Genomic DNA, 22017 nt, shown 5'->3' with positions numbered 1-22017 from the left:
AATTAAGCGAATTGGTATAATTCGTCACAATCAATTGAAACCGTTAAAGATAAATTATATGCCCAACAGATATTAGCTGAACAGAATCTATCTACGCCAAAAACCATGTTGGTTAAGTTTCCAGTTAATATAGAGCTAGTTGAGAAGCAAATCGGTTTCCCGGTGGTGATCAAAACATTATCTGGCTCTCAGGGCTGTGGGGTGTTTTTGTCCAAATCAAGAGGTGAATTTGACGATTTGATGCAGCAGATTGAGGCGACTAACCCTAAGGCGAATATCATTTTACAACGCTTCATCAAATCGAGCCATGGTAGAGACTTACGAGTATTAACTATTGGTGGCCGCGCTGTGGCATGTATGGAGAGAAATTCAGGTGGTAAAAATTTCAAAGCCAATGTGAGCCTCGGCGCCACTGGAAGCCCTCATCCTATTACTCCAGAAATAGAGTGGCTAGCGACGCAGACGGCTAATATCCTAAACTTAGACGTAGCGGGTATTGACTTATTGTTTGATGAAGAGCACTTCAAAATATGCAAGGCAAACTCAAGTCCAGGTTTTGAAGGGCTTGAGCAGGCTGTTGACATAGATGTTGCAAGAGAGATTTTGCACTTTATTCGTATTCGACTTGGCATCTTCAACCGCTCAGGCCAAGTATCGAAAAATAACAATGGCGTGAAAAAAGCCTCTGCAACTCACGCAAAAAGTGAACAATTAACTGTTTAGATGTGTTTCGAGAAACACGATGAAACCAATCACCGTGTTTCTTCTGTGCTCACAGCTTTAACTGCTGTTAATGCCGTTTTTAGCGCGTCAATTTGGATTGGTTTGGATAAAAAACTGTCCATGCCCGCATCTAGACATGCTCGCTTATCCGACTCTGATGTATTGGCTGTCAAAGCGATAATGTGCGGTATTGATTGTGTGTTACTATTGAGTTTACGTATGGCTCTAGTTGCGTCAAAGCCATCCATATTGGGCATAATGCAATCCATAAAAACAATATCAAAGTGATTTTTACGGCACGCCTCTACAGCTTTCACACCATCATATGCCATGTCAATTTGAGCCGCACCAAATTGTTGTAATAACTTTTCCATCACTAATACATTAATCTGATTGTCATCAACCAGTAAGATCTTACATCCGGCTAAGGAAATATTAGGTGTCGATACAGGACAAGGCTCGGTATCATCGTTCTCGCGCTGCTTTGCAAAATCGACGGGAAAAGTAACGGTGAACGTACTGCCTTTGTCGACTTCACTTGAGACTTGTATATCGCCGTCAAATAGATTGCAAAGCTCAAACACAATGGATAAACCAAGCCCTGTACCACCAAAGCGGCGACTAATACTGGGATCACCTTGGCTAAAAGGCTGGAAAAGCAAACTTTGGTTCTCATCGGAAATCCCAATACCAGTATCGCAGACACGTAATTGAAGCACCGGTTGTTCGTTTTCTGTTAAGACGTCGGCATAGATATCAACACATCCGACTTGGGTGAATTTTATTGCGTTACTGACCAAATTCGCGAGAATTTGTTTTATTCTGGTAGGATCAGAGTACAGCCAAAGGTTAGCTAGCTTGTTCATGTGTACATTGATGGCCAGCCCTTTTTCTTGGCTAGCTGGATGATATAAGCCAACAACTTGGGTAACCAGTTGCGTTAAGTCAAACGGCGTATTGTCCAGCGTTAAGTTATTGCTATTAAGCTTACTAAAGTCCAATACATCATTGATCAGGGTGATCAACATATCCGCGCTATTTCGGGCAATTGTTAAGTTACTTTGTATCGCATCAATATCATTTTCCTTGTGGCATGCTTGAAGCATGCCTACAAGTCCATTCAACGGAGTACGCAATTCATGGCTTATCTTAGCAATAAAGTCACTACGAGTTTTAAGTAGCTGCTCAGCTTCTTTTCTTTGTTGATCCAAGGCTAAACGTAGTTTAACTTGCTCATCAATGTCTTGAATTGCACCAAAAACTCTAACGCATTCACCATTTTCATATTCCCCCTGCCCATGAGAGCAACCCACTTTTCATTACCGTGTGCGTCTATGATAATTGACTCAATATCCCACTTTGTTCGAGAGGAAATTGCGTCATTAATCGCTTGCTTTATATCGTTTTGATGGGAGCCCGGTTTATAAAAAGCAATGGCATTATCCAGCGTCGGTACAAACTCTTCTGATACCCCGTGAATGGCTCGGGTTTGTTGGCTCCAGTATACTTTATTCTTTTTAAAATCTACTTCCCAAGAGCCAATATCTGCTAATCGACTCATTGCTGCAAGTGCTTCAGAGCGATGCTGTAGTTGTCTTAATGTTTTTTGACGTGAAATCTCAACGCCAATCCACTGTCCTAACAAGCTGACGTAATCTAAATGCTCCTGAGTGAAACTATCGGGTTTAGCATCAGGGGAAGAAAAGTTCACTGTACCATATCGATTTCCATCAACAATGATGGGAGCGCCAATGTAACTTTCTAGGCCAAAGTGTATATAGCAGGGGTGTGTTGCGATCTGGCTGTTTCCTGCATGAGAGAAAGCCAGCGCACTATCTGCTTTAAAAGTGTGCCAACAATAGGTATCTGAAAAATCAAATGTGGTACCAACAGACAGACTATTATCCGGCGTAATAACATGTTTTACTGTGTAAATATTGGCGTTTATTTCACTTACGATAGCAATGTCGAGCTGGAATACATCAAGCCCAAGACTGAGAAGTGCGGTAACTTTTTCATCGAATGTGGTTTCTTGGCTTGTTGTGATCAGATGTAGCCTTTTTAAAATACTCACAAATTTCACATCGTTGGTGTAATTAAGGTAATCTTTTAACTTTAACTGCTCTTTGCTAACTTGCCAACAATAAATCTTGCTACTTTGTCGAGATAACTTCCGTTTTTCAATAGATTATGAATAAAATAAGCGATGCGGGATTATCACTACTATTTAGGTGAATAGATGAAATTTATCAGTATAGCTTTTTTATTTATGGCGTCGTTTGCGAGTGCTCAAACACTTCGGGTGGCAACTTTCAATGTCAGCATGGAAGCGACGAACTATCAACAGCAAGGTGAACCCCTTGATCCAGAGAAACTAAGCAAGTTACTTCAAGATGGTCAACATCAGCAAATAAAGAACATCGCAGAGATCATTCAACGTGTTCGTCCAGATGTCATTCTGCTTAATGAGTTTGACTACATTGCTGAACCAGAGAAGGGCGTGCTGGCATTTATGAACAACTACTTGGACAAAAGTCAGCATGGTCAGCAGCCGATATCATATCCATACTTTTATATCGCACCGGTTAACACAGGCTTACCAACACGATTTGATTTAGACAACGATGGTAAAAAGTCGCGTTATGCTGGAGATGCGCAGGGCTTTGGCCTTTATGAAGGGCAATACGGTATGGTTGTGTTGTCTAAGTATCCTATAAAAAATAGCCAAGTGCGGACACTGCAAAATTTCCTTTGGAAGGATATGCCCAGTCATAAAAAAACCATAGATCCAAAAAGCAACTCACCTTTTTATCATGCTGACGAGTGGCAAGTCTTACGACTAAGCTCGAAGTCACATTGGGATCTGCCAATTGATGTAAATGGAAAGGTATTTCATTTCCTTGCTATGCACCCAACCCCTCCAGTATTTGATGGTGAAGAAGACCGTAATGGCAACAGAAATCACGATGAAATTAGACTGATGGCGGACTATATAGACCCAAAACGGAGTGAATATATTTATGATGATAGTGGTGTAAAAGGTGGCCTAAAAGCGAACACTCGATTTGTGATTGCGGGTGATTTAAATGCTGCAGATCAAGGCGATAAACATCGTCCTGGTGTAATCGAACAGCTATTAGAAAGTCACTATGTGTTCTCTGCTTTTGAGCCGGTGAGTAAAGGGGGCAAGCAGCATAGTGAAGCGCAATATAGTCGCAGTTACACTGCTCATTGGGGAGCTCGGGTCGACTATGTTTTACCTTCAAAGTATGGCGTTCGTGTTTTAGACAGCGGCGTGTTTTGGCCTAGTAGCACGGATCCACTATATCGATTAGTTGAAAGCCGCCATGCTAGCTCAGATCATCGCTTGGTGTGGCTTGACCTTGAATTAAAGTAACAATCACTTTTACAACCAGGTGTTTATCAAACTAAATAGAAAGCAAACACCTTCTTGCTGAGCAGTTTGTTGGGCGAGTATTGGTATCGTTATGATGTTGATACTCGCTTTATGGCTTTCTTGTATCTTTGTTATGTGAAGATTGACTGTCCTTTTCAGGCGACGTTGGCTCAAATGGTTTTAGCTGATCATCGATCTTTTTTTTTCATTTCAAACTTTGCCGAATATTTGAGTAAAGCGATATTGCTCCAAATGACGCCCAGCACACCGACGATAATTAACACAACTTGCCAAGTCTCGAGCTGTTCACCCATGGTAAATCCTTAAAAATAGTAAATTTTCAAATTTGTTTTGAAATAGGTGGGCATTTTACCTCGACTGTTGATATTATTCACCACCTAGTCATTTCGCGATAATTATGCTGCATATATTTACATTCTGAGGATAATAGCGCATTCATGGAACAAGTGTTAATTTGGCCTGCCCAATACCCTATGTTACTGAAAGGGTTAATCGAACAAAACGGTGCTTACATTCTAGATGCCATAGAGGCATGGCCGAATTGTCAACAAATAAAAGACGAGCAAGGGGTAACCACTACGATACTTCCTCCGCTGTTTTATCTTGCCTGGCTCAGGCCGTTGGAACCTTTTGAAGCTTGCTACTTTCAACATATTGACGATTATGACGACAAGCAACGCCAATATGTTAATAGTGTAACGCGACATATCGAAGAAAACGGTGTTGAACAAGATGAATTAATCAAGACACTTATCCAGCGCTTAGGACAGTATTCAAATATCCAAATGCAGCTCCAAAACCAGAGCTTGTCTTTTATTGAATTGCTGTGCGAAAAGCAATTTGAAAAAACACTGATATGGTTGATAGAAGTGGGTATTCAGTTTGCACCAGAAGAAGTTGTATCTCTTTGGTGTAACAGTGAAGAAGCAATTCATGCTACTTTGCTTGATAATTTAGAAACCTGTGTACGTGACCGTGATGAGACAGCGAAGCTTGCGACAGATGGTTTATTAGATGGTCGTCAAACATTCGAGTTACTATGCGCTATGTGCGACCAAGATGAAGTGGCAAAGCAATTGGAGCAAGCACTGTTATTTCAGCTCACACAGCAGCAAGTTAAACAATCCGCTATTCTCACGCTGGTTAATCAAGGAGCAAAAGGGGTAGCAAAAGATAGCAAAGGGCGCTCAGCAATTATGCTGGCTATTGAAAATGGTTTTGTAAGTGCTGTTGAGCCGATGCTGACATACCATAATGTCAACGAACTTGATGAGTGTGGACGAAACTTTATGCACTATGCCGCAGCATCTAACTCAACGGCTATGATAGACATGATTTTTGATCATGGAGACGATCCTACATTAGCCGATATTTACGGTGATACCCCATATCGAGTTGCAATGAAACAACAGGCGCTAACGTCAAAGCAAACGTTTGAGCAACGTGGGATCATCGAACTATCTAATGATGCAAAGTATCAAAAAATCAAAACGGTTCACATGCTCTATGCCTTTGCTGCAATTTTGTTACCGTTGCAATTATTTCTCTTTTTTACCGATGAGGTCGATGAAAAAACCATTGCGACTTTGGTAACTACGGCAGCATCGATTGGGATATTTGCAATAGCAAGACGAAAGCGCAGCAATCCTTTATATCCAAATAACTCGACGCCTTGGTCGTTACTTGGCGTAAACGCACTGGCTTGGGTGAGTATTGGAATACAAGTTTTATTCTCTGTTTTGGTATTAATCGCAGTGCTCTCTTTGCGATAATGGCATAGTCACAATTTTACCTTCTTATACCGACTTAATACTTGTCAGCATTGAGCAAGTATTAAGTCAGTCAGGGGGCTGGGCTTAAGTGATGAGTTCAGCCTCAAAAAATATATCACTGATCTTGGCTATGTTCGTGCGCTGCTTTCTCATCCGCTAGATCTTCTTTTAACTTCCTGATTTTTAAGCCTAACTCTTGACCTCTGTGCCTTGCATAGTAAGTACAACCGATAAACATCGATGTTGCTAGCGCTATTTCTAGTAATACTAAAAGCAACTCATCGGGAGAGATCCACAAGAGTGTGAATCCGTGGATGAAGTAAAACATAACGATAAAATTAGCCCATGCGTATGTGTATGGTTTGTCTTGGAGTATCCCCTTGAGCGGAAGTAACAGCGGTAAAACGTAAACCGCGAAGACAAAACCTAAGCTATAACCTTCTCGTGGTGCGAGTACAAAAAGCCACAATGGCATCAAAATTAATAGCCCAAAGTAACCTATTAGCGCCAAGAGCTGAAAGCGTTTTGTGATAGGCTTTTTTGCAATAGTGTTCATTTCAACTTTTCCGCTACACGCAGTAACCGACAGGCAGCTGCGCGACAAATTTTAATTTCTGTTTGAGTAAGCACGGTACTATTCTGGCTCCCAGAAATATGTGTTGCACCATAGGGAGTACCGCCACTTTCTGTTGCTAATAACTCGGGTACATCATAGGGTACTCCAAGTAACACCATGCCATGATGCAGTAAAGGAAGTGATAGGTTGAGTAAAGTAGCTTCGTTGCCGCCGTGCATGCTGCTTGATGACGAAAAGACGCATGCGGGTTTATCGATTAACGCGCCTTTCAGCCACAAATCACTGGTCGTTTCCCAAAATGCTTTTGCTTGAGATGCCATCATTCCAAATCGAGTGGGGGTACCAAAGGCTAACGCATCACAGCTGACTAAATCTTGCTTGGAAACTACGACATCATGCTCTTGACGTTTTTCAAATACCCGCACCACAGCGTTGCCACCTTGGGCGACAATAGTGTCTGCAAACTCATGAGCCATGTTTGCCACAGAACCATGGCTGGAGTGATATAAAACGAGAACGGTAGCCATTAGAGAATTTCAAGTACCGACTCGGGTGGTCTACCAATCGCCGCTTTATTGTCATTAACAACAATTGGGCGCTCAATGAGTTTTGGGTTTTCAAGCATCGCTTTACGAAGTTGTGCTTCATCTGTTTCTTTAGACAACCCTAGCTCTTTGTATAACGTCTCTTTGCTACGCACCAATTGATGAGCAGAGCTAAAACCAAGCTTTGTAAGTAGCGCCGAGAGTGTTTCTTCATTCAGAGGCGTTTTTAAGTATTCTATTACTGTGGGGCTAATGCCATTGGACTCTAGTAGCGCCAGAGTTTCACGTGATTTTGAACAACGTGGATTATGATATATTTCGATAGACATTATTTAAGCTCTATTTTAGTAATGTTGGACTCTGCCTGATCATAACGTAATGTCTAGTTGACGAAAAGCTAAGTAAAAGGAAATCGGCTTTAATTCTACAGTTTTAAAGCGAGATGGTATGAAAGGCTGACAAGATTACAACTTGGCAATTTCTTTTTGCATATTTCTATATTGGCTCAGTAATGCCTTGAGTCGCGTCCGTTTAATGTCCTCATTATCTTGAACGTGGTTAAGCGCACGTTGTACTTCATCTGCTGCCTTACTAAATGCGCCATACTGTGAGTATACACTGGCTTTTGACTCATGATATGCCGCTTTGTTATCCAAAAACTCGTAGGCTTGTGTGAGAAGATCCCTTGCTAAAATATGCTCCGGTTTCTCTAACAGGAAAATTTTAAGCAGCTGCTCTGCCAGTTCATATTGTTTTGCTTTAATTGCTGCGTTTGCATAGTTTAGCGTGATCACCTGGTTGTTAGGTCGTAGTTGATGTTGAGCACTGAGCATTTCAACTGCTTTTTGCGGGGCATCGGTAGCGATAAGGTAATCGGTATACACATCTAAATAAAACAGGTTGTTCGGCTCTTTTGCCAACAACTCATCTAGCAGCTTACCTGACTCTTGATATTGCTTTGTGTCTAACAGCGCGATGGCAAGACCATATTTGATAGCACGTTTATCTAACTTTTGGGACTGCTGAAGTTGATTTTGAAAAAATGCAACGGCTGTGTCGTCATCATAATAATAGCGAGCCAGTACTCGACTCTTTGCAAGGGCATAGGAAAGACTTGAAGAATAATGTTTCTTTTCAAACTGCTGAGCCCTTAAGCGCACATCCGACACTCGGCTGTCAGGCAGTGGGTGGGTGAGTAAAAAAGCTGGAGGCTTATTTTTAAAGCGTATTTGGTCAGATAGTTTGGTTAAAAACTCGCTGGCTGCGTTAGGGTCAAAACCCGCTTTGTAGAGTGTGTTCATACCAAAGCGATCAGCTTCTTGCTCAGCTTTGCGGCTATGAGTTAGCTGGTTTAACGACGACTGTGTCTGACTTGCCGATAAAATTGCAATCCCCGCATCGGGAGCTACTACGGTTGCCAAGATACCGGTAATGAGTCCGGCGATTGTTAATGCGCTATTGTCTTGAGCATTTTGTACTCGTCGAGCTAAGTGGCGTTGAGTGACGTGTGCAATTTCGTGCCCAATGACGGAGGCCAGTTGACTCTCGTTATCAGACTGTGCAATTAGCCCTGTGTGTACTCCTACGTGACCACCATAAAATGCAAATGCGTTGATGTCTTTGTTGTTTATCCAAAAAAAGGTAAACGGGAAGCGGACATCGTTAGCATTGGCAACAAGGCGGTTGCCCAAGCTGGTCAAATACTCCTCCAGCACCGGATCGCCAACCACAGGAGAGCGAGAGCGAAGCTGCATCATCATCACTTCGCCTATTGCTTGTTCTTTTTCAATCGGCAACACCTGCAACGCGGAAGTGCCAAGATCGGGTAATTTTAATTCGGTTTGTGCAATACTTGAATGTGTTGTTACGAGTGCACATGCTAATAATATTGAGTTTAACAGGGGTCTAAACTGCATTCTAATCCCTTTTAAGGTCCTCTCCGAGCATTATTCTAGCGAGGTCAACTTCGTCATGGCATGCTCGAGCATCTTTTTCGCAAAGTTGGTAAAAGTCTTTTATTGAGACCCCGTCAACTCCTGTGATGTTCAATTCTTTTTGCAAAAAGCTAATGGTCATATGCAATACTTTGTGAGCATGCAAGATAAGGGCTTTGTCGGCAATGTCACCGCGTTCAAAATAAAATGCAATGAACTTATGTAATTGATTGATACGAAGCAAGTTTTTCATGGTATGAGGATCCCATACACGGAACTCTAAAAATCGATTATCTTTCACATAAGCGTCAATTTTAGTACCTTTTGCAATTGGATATGCCCAAAGTTCAAAACCACGGTCAGTAAACACTTGATGTAAAGCTATTTTTGGTTTGTTTTCACACTGAATAATCCCACTATCATCTTCGTATCCACCTAGTAGCTCAAGATTCCAATTTCGTTTGTCTAATAATCGCTTCACTGCATTATCAAAGCCATGATGGAGCAGTCCCTCACATTCGCTGACCGCAGAGGCTACAAGATGATAAAATGGTGGAAGCTCACCCCAATTTATTTGTTTTTTGTACCAATTTATTTCTTTTAATGTTGGATTGGCTGGCAATTGGGCCTTATTATTAACGCCTGGCATTAAGATTCCCAAAAAGTAGAATATGTTACTAAGAATAAACTATCAACGCCTTGAGGGCTACCGTATTGACTGAATTGTGTAGCAGTTCAGAGCCAAAATCTGTTCATGATCTTAGAGGGTTAACTTGCCCAGCCCTGTTTGTACAATTTAAGTGGCGCCTGAAGCACCACAATTATACACTGGGCAGACTTAAATTATTGTTAAACCAAGCACAAGATTTAACAGATATTACCCATTATTTAGACGGAGTTGCTGTGAAGTACCAAATAATTGAATTGGAAAACGGCGAGATGTATTTGGAGATCGCGGATGTTTGAGTTAGTAAAAGCATGGTATATCAAAAAGTTTTCTGATCCGCACTCGGTGACACTTTTGCTGCTTTTGGTTGCAACTGTGGCGCTATTGTACTTTTTTGGTAGCTATGTGATGCCAGTATTGGTCGCTATTGTGATCGCATACTTATTAGAATGGCCGGTTAATAAACTTGCGCGGATCACTGGCAGCCGGTTGATATCTGTTATCTTAGTGATGGCAGCATTTGCCAGCATCGCTTTGGGGCTAGTATTTGGTATCGTACCTGTGCTTTGGCAACAACTGAGTAATTTGTTGCAAGAAAGTCCAACAATGATTGAAGAGGGGAAAGACTTCCTTTTACACTTACCGGAATATTACCCGACGTTGATTTCTACGACTCAAGTACAAGCCATCGTGACATCAGTCGAGAATAAAATACTGGAATTAGGGGAGATCCTTGTTTCAGCCTCGCTTACTTCATTAAAGGATGTTGTGGCTTGGATGATATACCTAGTACTTGTGCCTTTGCTTGCCTTCTTTATGCTTAAAGACAAAAAAGAGCTGACGTCTGGAATTTCACAAGTTATTCCCAAAGATCGCAAACTTATCTCACAAGTTTGGCATGAGATGGATCAGCAAATAATGAATTACATTCGCGGGAAAGTGTTTGAAATTATCATTGTAGGATTAGTTAGTTATGCCACCTTTTCGTTTTTAGACTTGCGTTATGCAGCGCTCTTGGGGGCGTTAGTTGGGCTCTCTGTTCTAATTCCATTTATCGGGGCCGCGTTAGTGACGCTGCCAGTTGCTGCAGTGGCATTATTCCAATTTGGTCTTGCTCCTGAATTTTGGACTATCGTGATAGCTTATGGTGTTATTCAGGCATTGGATGGCAATGTTTTAGTACCACTGTTATTCTCTGAGGCGGTAGATTTAAACCCAGTGTACATCATTGTTGCTGTGTTGTTTTTTGGTGGCCTTTGGGGCTTCTGGGGGGTGTTTTTCGCCATTCCTTTAGCGTCACTAGTAAAAGCACTCATCAATGCTTGGTCAAGCAATAACCAGGGGCTGATAGCAAAGCAAGATTAATGGTGCCAAGTGGCGGAGCGGGATCTTCGTCACCATCCGAAAGTTTAATACCGTTCAACATCTGGGCGTACGTTGACACTGAATGAGTCAAAAGCGCCTTATCATGGGATTTGTCTGGCGCCTAAAAGTAGGCGCCAGACAAGTCATATCGCATTTTAGCTATGCCAAGCTGTTACTGAACGACTCTGCCAGTACTTTCTCTGACTACCATATTTGGTGTAAACACGTGACAAATATCTTTGTCACTATTGCGGTGGCCTCTTGTTTTTGAAAACAGCAGTCGTGCAGCGTGCTCTGAAATAACATTATTTGCTTGGTGAGCTGTAGTGAGCTTGGGCCAAGTTTGGCGCGAGAACGGAGAGTCCTCGAAGCCACTGATCGAAAGTTGACTTGGGATCTCTATATTCATCAGGCGTGCGGCAAAAAGTGCGCCAGCAGCAACCTCATCATTACCTCCTAAAATTGCAGTGATGCTGTTTGGATTACCATCAGCAAGTAAAGATTTTGCACCTTGAACACCAGACTCAAACGAGTAAGTACCATGGTAGAGGAGGGAGTCATCTGGTTGTATCTTATGAGCCGCTAGGGCGTCTCTGTAACCAGCTAAACGCTCGGCGGTTGATTTGTGCTCCTGATCGCCCAAAACAAAAGCTATTTTTTTGTGCCCTAAGCTAATCAAATGCTCTGTAATTTCATAAGCGGCCGCATAATCGTCCACAAATATACAATTCTTGGCACTGCTTTGTGCTTCTTTTGCTCGCCCAGAAAGCAGTCGTACGTAATGAATGCCAAGTTCATCTAGCAAGTCGATGATAGCTTGTTGCTCTGATAAAGGAGGTGTTAAAACAAGCCCTGCCAAGCGCGAGCGCTTGATCATTGTTACTAGTTCATCAGCCATATCTTCCGAGCTAAAACTGCAAGGATGTATTACCAGCTCATAGCCTTCGTCTTTACAACGAGATAACACCCCATTCTGCATATCGATTACATAATATGCGTTGGGATTGTCGTACACTAACCCGATAGCAAATGAAGAAGTACCGGCTAAGTTTCTTGCAGCAATGTTTGGCTGATAGTTTAACTCTTTTACAGCCAGCATCACTTGGTCATAAGTCTTTTGTCTAACTGAAGGTTCTTTATTGATTACCCGCGATACTGTTTTCATTGATACGCCAGCTAATTTGGCGACATCGTTAATAGTGACTTTCATGTAGTTGTTCTTCTATTTACAGGAGTGTGTAGATCATTATTAAGCGCAGAGGAATAGTAGCGTTTTATGCAAGTTTAAGCTAGCGCACAGTATTCCATTGTAATTACTTATTCGCCATTACGTCTTAATAAAAGGATCATCTATTTTTCTTAGGCTATTTATTATATACAGAATTTAGCACTACATTTCGCAGAAATAAATGAATGATACCGGTGTCAAAAATTTAATTTTAGGTTATTATTCGCAATGTAAAATTGAAAAGAAGCAGTTTGACAGCGTTGTCATTTTGGCATAATGTGCTTAATTAAAAGTGTTTCTTTGTTGTTACTTCCTGAAATATAAGGAAGTAACACGCATCTTAGGGGAGTGTGTAATGAGTGGTCGTGTAGAATTGGATAGTTGGCAAAAGCTTCGTCAGTCGGTGCTGCGAGTTGAACAACAGCATTTAAAAACGATGTTTGACAATGATACCCAACGATTTGATAAGTTTTCTCGTCAAATTGCCGGTGTATTGTTCGACTTCTCCAAGCAACGTGTTGATGACCAAACATTTTCTGAACTGATGCAGCTAGCAGACGAATGTGATGTTGCCGGTTGGCGAGAAAAAATGTTTTCTGGCCAAAAGATCAACATCACTGAAAATCGAGCCGTATTACATACCGCCCTGAGAAATAGAGCCAATACACCTGTTTATGTTGATGGCGTAAACGTCACAGAACAAGTAAATGCGGAATTAGAAAAACTAAAAGCGTTTAGTCAACGAGTTCGATCTGGTGAATGGGTAGGTTACACCGGTAAAGCGGTAAAAAATGTGGTTGCGATAGGGGTTGGTGGCTCAAACCTTGGCCCGCAAATGGTAACGGATGCACTGGCAGCTTATGCTGACGATACTCTCAATGTGCATTATGTCTCTAATGTTGATGGTGTGCAGATAGCGTCGGTACTCAAAGGACTAGATGCTGAAACAACGCTATTTGTGGTGTCTTCAAAAACCTTTACGACTTCTGAGACCATGACCAATGCAAAGACCGCTGTCGAGTGGTTTTTAGAGTCAGCGAATGATAAATCAGCCATAGCAAAGCATTTTGTTGCCGTAAGCACTAATCTCGATAAAACACGTGCATTTGGTATCAGCGATGAAAATGTATTTACCATGTGGGATTGGGTTGGTGGACGCTTTTCGCTTTGGAGTGCAATAGGCTTACCGATTGCGTTATATTTAGGTTTTGATGTGTTTATTGAAGTGCTTGAAGGTGCATTTGAAGTGGATGAGCATTTTAAAAGTGCCAGTAATCAGGACAACATTCCGTTGCTGATGGCATTGTTAAGTGTTTGGAATACCAGCTTCTTAGGCTATCAAGCCCAAGCTATTTTACCATACGATCAGGCACTTCATATGCTGCCAGCATATTTGCAGCAAGGTGAGATGGAAAGTAATGGTAAACATGTTACTTTTGCAGGTGAGCAGGTTGATTACACCACAGTGCCTATTATATGGGGAATGACAGGGATTAATGGCCAACATGCGTTTTATCAGTGTCTACATCAAGGTAATGTGATAGTGCCAGCTGACTTCATCGCATCAATTGAGCCTCAACAGCAAGTCGGAAAACATCATGAAATTTTGCTGTCAAACTTCTTTGCGCAAACTGAAGCTATGATGGCAGGTGTAAATGCAGAGCAAGTGCGAACAGATTTAGCTGCTAAAGGTAAATCAGAGTCTGAAATTGATGATTTGATCCCGCACAAAATTCATAAAGGCAACCGTCCAACCTCTTCGTTTATCCTTGATAAAATTGATGCCAAAGCGGTCGGTCGTCTAATAGCACTGTATGAGCACAAAATTTTCTGTCAGGGCATTATTTTGAATGTGTGTTCATTTGACCAGTGGGGTGTTGAGCTGGGTAAAGGGTTAGCTTCAAATATAGAAGCCGAGTTAACGCAAGAAGGCATCACTCACCCTCACGATAGCTCTACAGCTGGATTAATGGCTTACTATAAGCAAAAAAGAAAAAATTAACACTTTAAGTGGAACTTAAAGTAAACAGAATACCTTTGAACGGGTAGCGCTGGAGTGCTTAGAGCCTGTATTTTTGTGAGAGGAAATACAGGCTTCTAAGGCTCATTTATACCAAAGTGCATTAAATATCTATTTTGAGACGCGGAGCTAGGCGAATGCTTTACAGCTTAGTTATTTTAAACTGGGAACCTCTAATGCAATAAGCGTCGGGCCTCAGCCTCAAATTGAGTAGATATGAAGTAACATTGGTATTACAGTGCGTTGCAATCGAAACATCACCCGTTAGCTAAGTAATTTGGTAGGCTTTGGAGTAGCGCCAAATCGAATAAACAATGCGTGTACAAAGCACGCGCCTAACCTATGAGAGTGAATTATGCTTAATCCTTTTGACATCGTAATTTTTGGTGGGGGGGGTGATTTAGCACTTCGTAAACTCCTACCAGCTTTGTATCGTGCATATCAAGAAGGTAACCTACCTGAGGGCACTCGCATTTTACCGACCGTTCGTGAGCAAAATAAACAACAAGAATTTATCGAAACGACTCATAGTGCGTTACAAACCCATCTCGGCAAAGGTGAATACAACAAAAAAGATTGGTCTGCATTTTCGCAATTTTTAGTTCCTGTTGTTGTGAATGTGACAGAAGAAGATGAATATTGGGATACACTAAAAAATATCTTGGCAGATGGTGAAGAAAAGTCTCGTGTATTCTATTTATCGCTGCCACCAGCGGTATATGGCCGTTGTTGTGAACTGTTGTCAGTTAAAGGATTAATCACTGAGCACTCTCGTGTTGTAGTGGAAAAACCAATCGGCTATTGCGGCAAATCTGCTGAAGAGATTAACGCTAAAATTGGTGAGTTTTTTGCCGAAGAGCAAGTGTTTCGTATCGACCACTATTTAGGTAAAGAGACAGTACAAAACTTGATGGCGTTGAGGTTTTCAAATGCATTATTTGAAAACCTGTGGGATGCTAAAACGATTGATAATATTCAGATCAGTATTTCAGAAACTGTGGGCTTGGAGAGTCGAGCTGGCTTTTATGACAAAGCAGGTGCGCTTCGCGACATGGTACAAAACCATTTACTGCAATTACTATGTTTGGTTGCGATGGAGTCTCCTCATAAACTCAATGCCAATAGCATCCGTGCTGAAAAGCTAAAAGTGTTAGAAGCACTACGACCTCTGGTAGGTGAGCAGGTCGATGATAATGTGGTACGAGGTCAATATGTGCCAGGCGATTTGGAAGGTAAGTTAGTCCCTGGTTATCTCGAAGAGTTAGGTGAAGGTTCAAGTAAAACCGAGACCTTTGTAGCTATCCGCGCACATATAGATAACTGGCGTTGGTCAGGCGTGCCTTTTTATCTAAGAACCGGTAAACGCATGAAAAAACGCTGCGCTGAAATCGTGGTTGAGTATAAGCCGGTTTCTCACAATGTGTATGGTGACGCGGCAGGCCCTATTCAGCCAAACCGTTTGGTTATTCGACTGCAGCCGGAAGAAAGTATTCAGTTAACGTTAATGTCAAAACGTCTCGATAATCTCGAGATGCAACTTGAGCCTGTAACGCTCAATATTTCCTTAAGTGAAAAGTATAACAATGGTTACCACTCAGACGCCTATAAGCGTCTAATGTTAGACGCAGCAGCGAATAATCCAGCACTGTTTATCCATCGTGATGAGGTGCGCCAAGCATGGCAATGGATAGATCCGATTGTTGAACGTTGGCAAGATAAAGGTGCACCATCTCTTTATCGCGCTGGTTCATGGGGACCTGAGGATGCAGATGAATTACTAGAAGAAAATAAACATGTCTGGTTTAATGCAGGAGAGCATGCGTAATGGCTAATATCACAGAAAGAGAGTTTGTTTCTAAAGATGAAATGACAGCAGCGCTTACTGAATTGCTGCAAACAGCTCTCTCGGAGGGGATCGCAACAGATGGTAAAGCGGTGTTATTGGTTTCGGGTGGCTCTTCACCTGCACCAGCGTATCGTCACCTGAGTGGTGTCGAGCTAGGCTGGGACAAAATCACGGTTGCTATGGTTGATGAACGTTGGGTAGACGCTGAGCATGAAAAGTCTAACGAAGCATTTATCAAATCGACATTGTTACAAGACAAGGCGGCGGGCGCTCGATTTGTAACAATGAAGAATCGAGCTGCATCGGCAGAAGAGGGCGTGCAAGTGTGTGAGTCTGACTATGCTGCATTGAAACGGCCTTTTGATGTAACGATTCTTGGGATGGGGCCTGATGGTCATACTGCGAGCTTATTTCCTAATGCCGATGGGTTAGAACATGCACTAACAACTACCGATACGGTGTGTGCAATCAATGCGCATCAAAGTGAAGTCACAGGAGAGATAACAGAGCGTATGAGTCTATCATTAGCAGGAATAGCTCATTCTAAAACCGTTGTATTATTGATCTCTGGTGAGGAGAAAAAGGCAGTGTATGAAGCTGCAAAGCAACCAGGCTCAGAGTATTCGGTTCCATTGCGTGCTGTATTAACTCATCCTGATATTGATTTGACTGTATTTTGGTGCCCTTAACTTCAAGCATACACAAATACATAGCTAGACTATAAGGTCGGCTCGAGAGCCGATTTTATAGTTGGATTTGTGGCTTGAATCTAAAAATTTAGTATCATTGGATATTTAGCAGATAAACGAAAACAATACTTCTTACTTCTTACTTCTTACTTCTTACTTCTTACTTCTTACTTCTTACTTCTTACTTCTTACTTCTTACGAATAATAGCAATAGTTTTTACTTATTTAAAATTAAGCATTGAGCTTATCAGCAAGTCCCATAATGGGGTATTCTAATTTGTGCAAAAGAGAGCAATGACTTACGTGTCAATCGCAGAGTTTATGGGCATTTGTCATAAAAAATTCTCTTAAAATTACTAGACAGGAGTAACCCTCAATACTATAATGACAGCGTTGTCATTGATATTTATTCTCATCTTTAGCTTCTGCCCAAGCTGAATGGGAAAATGAATACACATCCCCTTGTGTGTATTCACCATATTTTGACGTACCTATTTTGATGTCACTCCATCCTAAAAACCTACAGCAAAAAATTTTTTTGTGTTATTCTCAGCTTGTTTTTGTAACAAACCATATATTGGCCGTATTTAAATCTATATTTATCAACAAGATAAATTCTTATATGAATATTTTTTGAATAGCAGACCAAAAAAAATTGTAGCGAATATGTAATTTACGGTGTATGGTTTGTTATTAGATGACAGCGTTGTCATCATCACTGGGCAGAAGTGATTTAAAAAACCAACAAAATGATTCAAGGGGAATCCTGTGTTAGCTAATAATTTCAAAAAAAGCTTACTTGCAGTTAACGTCAGCATCGCACTAGGTGCGGGCTTTTCAGGTGCTGTAGCTGCAGAAGAAAGTCAAAATCAAGTACAAGAAAACGTAGAAGTCATTGAAGTTCGCGGTATTCGCCGCTCTTTAGAAGCGTCAATGAACACAAAAAGATTTGCCAACTCCGTTGTTGATGCTGTATCAGCAGAAGACATTGGTGACTTCCCTGATAATAACCTTGCAGAGTCTTTAGGCCGTATTCCTGGTGTTACCGTTTCCAGACAGTTTGGTGAAGGCTCGGCTGTATCTATCCGTGGCGCATCAAATCAGCTAACCAAAACTTCATTGAATGGTCAAAATGTCGCTTCTACGGGTTGGTATACTGAGCAAGCAATTGATCGCTCATTCAACTATTCAATGCTTGCACCTGAAATGATTGCATCAATGGAAGTATACAAGTCTTCGCAAGCAGACATCGTTGAAGGTGGCGTAGGTGGTACAGTAATTGTGAATACTCGCCGTCCTTTAGATTTGGATGCTAATACGGTATTCGGTTCGTTGAAAGCTACAAGGTCTTCTATCTCAGATGAGACAGACCCTAATGCGTCAGCGTTATACAGCTGGAAAAATGAAGCTGAAACATTTGGTGTGTTAGGTGCAATTGCAAGATCTGAGTATTCGTTAGAGCGTTTGGGCGATGAAGGACTACCAGTTTGGGCCGGTCGTATTGCACCAACTAACTTTAAGCAAGAACGTGAAAGAACAGCAACCGATATTCAGCTTCAATATGCTCCAACCGATAGCTTAGATTTTGGCTTTCATTACATGAATTTAGAGCTAAAAGCGAATAATCTAAACACTCAAATCTGGATTCCTCAAAACCTCGAAAATTGCTCTACAAACGCACAAGGTGTTCCAGTCAAATGTACGTCTACTCAAGCTTGGGTAGATGAGACCGGTGGGGTACAGCCATACTATGATGTTAGACCACGTCAAGCAACGATGGAAACCGAATTATTTGCTTTTGATATGACTTATCAAGGTGAGCATGTAAAGATTGAATTCCAAATCGGTACAACTGAAGCTACTGGTGGTACCAACTTCGAAACTAACTATGCTGCCTTAACGGATGTTAGCGGCACTATAGGAACGATTGATGCTACAGGCGATAGAATCAAGTATGATATTGCTAACCCAAATTATGCGGTAAGTGAATTGGGTGTAGGTGCGAACTCAATTCTTAATGCGCCGAATATAGACGAAGAAGACTATACACAAGTCGATTTTACTTTCCCTCTAGAGGGAGATTTCTTCATATCATTAAAGACCGGCGTGCGATGGGTACACCATGAAGTAGAAAAGTCTGGTAACCGACCGCTTCTATCTAGTGCTGATCCTGTTTCTGGGCTGGTTACGGGTAAGTTCATTGATGCTGGCGAAGCTGGATTCCTAATTCCTGAGCCTGATGCTGGCGCGATGATCGCTCATACTAAGAGCTTGATATCTGATTGGGTAGAAGAGCGCGCAGCATACTCGTCAATTGTTGAAGATAACTTAGCCGCATATGTTATGGCTAACTTCTCGCACGAAAACGTGAGAGGTAATATTGGCTTAAGATATATTAGCACTGATATTTCTTCAGACGCATATGCATTATCTCCGGGTTTTGTTGACCCGATTATTGATAGAAATAATGGTTATTCAAACGAAATTGTAACTGAAGAGTCTAGTTATAATGAGTTACTACCAAGCTTTAACGTCGCTGTTGACGTAAGTGAAGATATTATCGTACGCTTCTCGGCCGCAACTGTAATCGCTAGACCTAATTATAATGACTTGTTTACAAGCTCATCGTTGAAAGGTTATGGTGATAATATTCCAACAAACCAATCGGTAGAAAAAGGCTCTGTAGCACTAAGCCCGTTTAAAGCGAATCAAGCTGACTTAGGTGTAGAATGGTACTACAACGCAAGTAGTTTGGTTGCAGTTTCATATTTCACCAAGCAAGTTGATACGTTCACAACTTTTGCAAGTATTCCTGGACAACAAATTGGTATCGTTGACCCTGACTCAGGTGAAGATAGCTGGACTGTTCAGTCATTTAAGGATGGCCAAGGTGGCGACATCAGCGGCGTAGAATTCCAATGGCAGCATACGTTTGAAAATGGGTTTGGTGGGGTATTTAACTATACCTACGCAGATGCAAAAGCAGATGCAAAGAACTACTCAGATAAAAACGATATCTTCTCTGATTCATCAAAGCACACGGTCAATGCAGTAGCGTTTTATGAGAATGATGATTTCTCAGCGCGTGCTGCATATTCATGGCGCTCTGATTACATGATCCGTGAAGTTGGTTTCTATGGTAACCGTGAACACCAAGACTTTGGTACGCTAGACTTGAGTTTTAGCTATAAAATCAACGAGAACTTTACGGTTGTTGCTGATGTAACAAACTTACTAGAAGAAGATAGTATCCAAGTAGGTCGTGACATTGGAGAGTCGCCTGTTGAGCAAAGAACATCTTATGGCTACCCATCTTATAGCTATGAGGGTGAAGCGAGATACTCTTTAGGCCTTCAGTATCGCTTCTAATTTAATTGAAATTGTAAAAAGCTCGGGTAACCGAGCCTTTTTATTTTTAAATAGATTCTTATTATTTCGGAAGATTTAATACCAATTAGTCTTAATACTTGCCCAATTTGAAGCCTACAGCATTAAAAATTTCTCACTTAGAACAACTAAATAGCAAAATGTTCGCCTTACCTGTATACAGCTAGGTATCTTTGCGATAGTAGGACGCGTAGTGGTGTTATCGACAAACTTTTTTTGCCTCAAAATAGCAAGCTTAATGAAGTGTATTGGTATAAGTTAATCCTAGATAGCTAGAAATATTTTGAGTTATGGTATGAAACTACAGAAAGTCATTATTTTAGGTGGTGGGACAGCTGGTTGGTTGGCCGCCAATCATTTAGCAAAAAGGTTGAATGCAGAGCTAAGTCTAGATATTCATATTGAGCTGATTGAGTCAGAGAGTATACCAGCAGTAGGAGTTGGCGAAGGTACTGTCCCTTTCATGAAGGAAACACTTAAGCATTTTGGTATTGACGAAGAATTGATATTTAAAAATGCGGAGGGGTCTTTTAAACATGGTATTAAATTTTCTGATTGGTTATATAACCCTGAAAGTAACAATGGTCATTATTACTATCATCCGTTTCAGCCATATCCCAGCGGCCACGAGCAATTAATACGGGCTTGGTTAAGTAACCCAAACCGTTGTAAGTTCGAACACTTTATGTCGACACAGGCCACGGTTGCGGAGTTGGGCTTAAGTCCCAAAGCAATCACTCAAAGAGAATATGATGGTGTATTTGATTATGCTTATCACTTTGATGCTGCTTTATTTACTAAGTTATTGAAAGACAATGCTGTTAATGAGCTTGGTGTACACGTGAGCTATAAAACTATTGATGATGTGGAAATTAGCCAAGATGGCAGTATCAAGGGTTTAATAGCAAATGGTGAGCGATTTGATGCAGATTTCTTTGTTGATTGCTCTGGGTTTGAAAGCCTTTTGCTTGGTAGAGCCATGAATGTTGGCTTTAAAAGCTTATCTAACACTCTGCTTGCCGACACGGCGTTAGCGATCCAATCACCCTACCAGGATAATAGTACATCAATCAACCCGTATACTACTGCAACAGCTAAAGAACATGGCTGGATCTGGGATATTCAATTGCAATCAAGAAAGGGGGTTGGCTATGTTTATTCTAGTAATCATACATCGGACGATGATGCACAAAGGTGCTTAGCACTATATCTAGATGTTGAACCTCAGGAGCTCAATGTTAGAAAAATTGATATGCGTTGTGGCTATCGAGAGCAATTTTGGGTAAAAAATGTGGTTGCGTTGGGGCTTGCGCAAGGTTTTGTTGAGCCATTAGAAGCGACAGGGTTGTTAGTGTTCGACTTAACAGCTTCAATGCTTGCTCACGCACTGTCAAGTGGAGAGCTTAGCTTTGCGTTGGAATCTCAAAAGTTTAATAGAGATGTTGAGAGAATGTGGTTGAACATCAGTGACTTTATTAAGTTACATTATTGCTTGTCAAAGCGCACCGATTCATCTTTTTGGTTGGATAACTGCAGTACCGATACGATACCTGATTCACTTCAACAAAAGCTTGAAATGTGGAAAGTACGTGCACCACACAAATTTGACTTTACAGATAAGCTCGGGGTATTTGATATCTCGAATTACTTGTATGTGTTATACGGTATGGAGTTTTTACCTACTCAGGTTGTGACATCAGAAGCTTCTATGCAGATTTATAAAGGCTATCAGGAATATCAAGCCAGTGTGCTAAAAGAGGTCAACAGTAATTTGAGACCACATAGAGAACTGCTAGAGAAGTTAAAGCTATATGGTATACAGCGTAATTAGTCGCCCCTGAAACCA

The 22017-nt window shown here is 41.4% G+C and carries 17 protein-coding genes and 1 pseudogene; 9 read left to right on the top strand and 9 right to left on the bottom strand.

What is annotated here, in order from left to right; genetic code table 11:
* Positions 1-18: 18 nt before the first annotated feature.
* Positions 19-723: pseudogene (locus tag D9603_RS02565) on the top strand (RimK family alpha-L-glutamate ligase); the annotation flags it as partial.
* A 29-nt stretch (positions 724-752) separates the two neighbouring features.
* Here the strand turns inward: D9603_RS02565 and D9603_RS22020 are convergent.
* Positions 753-2036: a response regulator gene (locus D9603_RS22020; protein ID WP_241651559.1), complete on the bottom strand. Its 1284-nt coding sequence runs from the start codon at positions 2034-2036 to the stop codon at positions 753-755.
* Positions 1937-2797 carry a GAF domain-containing protein gene (locus D9603_RS22015; protein ID WP_241651558.1) on the bottom strand — a complete coding sequence of 287 codons (861 nt, stop codon included), beginning with the start codon at positions 2795-2797 and terminating at the stop codon, positions 1937-1939. The genes D9603_RS22020 and D9603_RS22015 overlap by 100 nt, the downstream gene beginning before the upstream one ends.
* Positions 2798-2962: 165 nt before the next feature.
* Here D9603_RS22015 and D9603_RS02555 point away from each other — a divergent pair, with 165 nt between their 5' ends.
* The gene (locus tag D9603_RS02555) at positions 2963-4120 is read left to right on the top strand and encodes an endonuclease/exonuclease/phosphatase family protein (protein ID WP_128729931.1); all 1158 of its coding nucleotides are present in this window, start codon (positions 2963-2965) and stop codon (positions 4118-4120) included.
* Positions 4121-4308: 188 nt separating this feature from the next.
* Here D9603_RS02555 and D9603_RS22010 read toward each other — a convergent pair whose 3' ends face one another.
* A complete protein-coding gene (locus tag D9603_RS22010; protein WP_241651557.1) occupies positions 4309-4434 on the bottom strand; it encodes a DUF2897 family protein in 126 nt (41 codons plus the stop codon).
* Between the two features lie 144 nt (positions 4435-4578).
* On the opposite strand from D9603_RS22010, the gene D9603_RS02545 reads away from it, so the two are divergent.
* A complete protein-coding gene (locus D9603_RS02545; protein WP_128729930.1) occupies positions 4579-5913 on the top strand; it encodes an ankyrin repeat domain-containing protein in 1335 nt (444 codons plus the stop codon).
* A gap of 115 nt (positions 5914-6028) precedes the next feature.
* Here the strand turns inward: D9603_RS02545 and D9603_RS02540 are convergent, their stop codons facing one another.
* The 5 genes from D9603_RS02540 to D9603_RS02520 form a co-directional block, all read right to left on the bottom strand.
* The gene (locus D9603_RS02540) at positions 6029-6469 is read right to left on the bottom strand and encodes a DUF2069 domain-containing protein (RefSeq protein WP_125253836.1); all 441 of its coding nucleotides are present in this window, start codon (positions 6467-6469) and stop codon (positions 6029-6031) included.
* On the bottom strand, positions 6466-7017 hold the full coding sequence (gene wrbA / locus D9603_RS02535; RefSeq protein ID WP_128729929.1) for an NAD(P)H:quinone oxidoreductase: 552 nt from the start codon (positions 7015-7017) through the stop codon (positions 6466-6468). Before wrbA ends, D9603_RS02540 begins: the two co-directional genes overlap by 4 nt.
* A complete protein-coding gene (gene arsC / locus D9603_RS02530; protein WP_128729928.1) occupies positions 7017-7364 on the bottom strand; it encodes an arsenate reductase (glutaredoxin) in 348 nt (115 codons plus the stop codon). Before arsC ends, wrbA begins: the two co-directional genes overlap by 1 nt.
* Positions 7365-7499: 135 nt before the next feature.
* Positions 7500-8951: a M48 family metalloprotease gene (locus tag D9603_RS02525; RefSeq protein WP_128729927.1), complete on the bottom strand. Its 1452-nt coding sequence runs from the start codon at positions 8949-8951 to the stop codon at positions 7500-7502.
* Position 8952: 1 nt separating this feature from the next.
* Positions 8953-9618: a hypothetical protein gene (locus tag D9603_RS02520; RefSeq protein ID WP_128729926.1), complete on the bottom strand. Its 666-nt coding sequence runs from the start codon at positions 9616-9618 to the stop codon at positions 8953-8955.
* 309 nt (positions 9619-9927) lie between these two features.
* On the opposite strand from D9603_RS02520, the gene D9603_RS02510 reads away from it, so the two are divergent.
* Positions 9928-11001, top strand: a complete 1074-nt coding sequence (locus tag D9603_RS02510; protein ID WP_128729924.1) for an AI-2E family transporter — start codon at positions 9928-9930, stop codon at positions 10999-11001.
* A 172-nt stretch (positions 11002-11173) separates the two neighbouring features.
* Here the strand turns inward: D9603_RS02510 and D9603_RS02505 are convergent, their stop codons facing one another.
* Positions 11174-12211 (bottom strand): LacI family DNA-binding transcriptional regulator, encoded by a 1038-nt coding sequence (locus D9603_RS02505; protein WP_128729923.1) that lies wholly within the window; start codon positions 12209-12211, stop codon positions 11174-11176.
* 373 nt (positions 12212-12584) lie between these two features.
* On the opposite strand from D9603_RS02505, the gene pgi reads away from it, so the two are divergent.
* From pgi to D9603_RS02480, 5 genes are all read left to right on the top strand, one after another.
* The gene (pgi, locus tag D9603_RS02500; protein WP_128729922.1) at positions 12585-14231 is read left to right on the top strand and encodes a glucose-6-phosphate isomerase; all 1647 of its coding nucleotides are present in this window, start codon (positions 12585-12587) and stop codon (positions 14229-14231) included.
* Between the two features lie 373 nt (positions 14232-14604).
* On the top strand, positions 14605-16074 hold the full coding sequence (zwf, locus tag D9603_RS02495; RefSeq protein ID WP_128729921.1) for a glucose-6-phosphate dehydrogenase: 1470 nt from the start codon (positions 14605-14607) through the stop codon (positions 16072-16074).
* On the top strand, positions 16074-16784 hold the full coding sequence (gene pgl / locus D9603_RS02490) for a 6-phosphogluconolactonase (RefSeq protein WP_128729920.1): 711 nt from the start codon (positions 16074-16076) through the stop codon (positions 16782-16784). The genes zwf and pgl overlap by 1 nt, the downstream gene beginning before the upstream one ends.
* 768 nt (positions 16785-17552) lie before the next feature.
* Entirely contained in the window at positions 17553-20153 is a 2601-nt protein-coding gene (locus D9603_RS02485) for a TonB-dependent receptor (RefSeq protein ID WP_128729919.1), read from the top strand.
* A 313-nt stretch (positions 20154-20466) separates the two neighbouring features.
* The gene (locus tag D9603_RS02480) at positions 20467-22002 is read left to right on the top strand and encodes a tryptophan halogenase family protein (RefSeq protein WP_128729918.1); all 1536 of its coding nucleotides are present in this window, start codon (positions 20467-20469) and stop codon (positions 22000-22002) included.
* The last annotated feature ends 15 nt before the right edge of the window (positions 22003-22017 follow it).

The organism is Pseudoalteromonas sp. PS5 (assembly GCF_004103255.1).
In the GTDB taxonomy this organism is placed as follows: domain Bacteria; phylum Pseudomonadota; class Gammaproteobacteria; order Enterobacterales; family Alteromonadaceae; genus Pseudoalteromonas; species Pseudoalteromonas peptidolytica.
The sequence above is the reverse complement of the archived record's forward strand: the minus strand, read 5'-3'. Positions and strand labels throughout refer to the sequence as shown.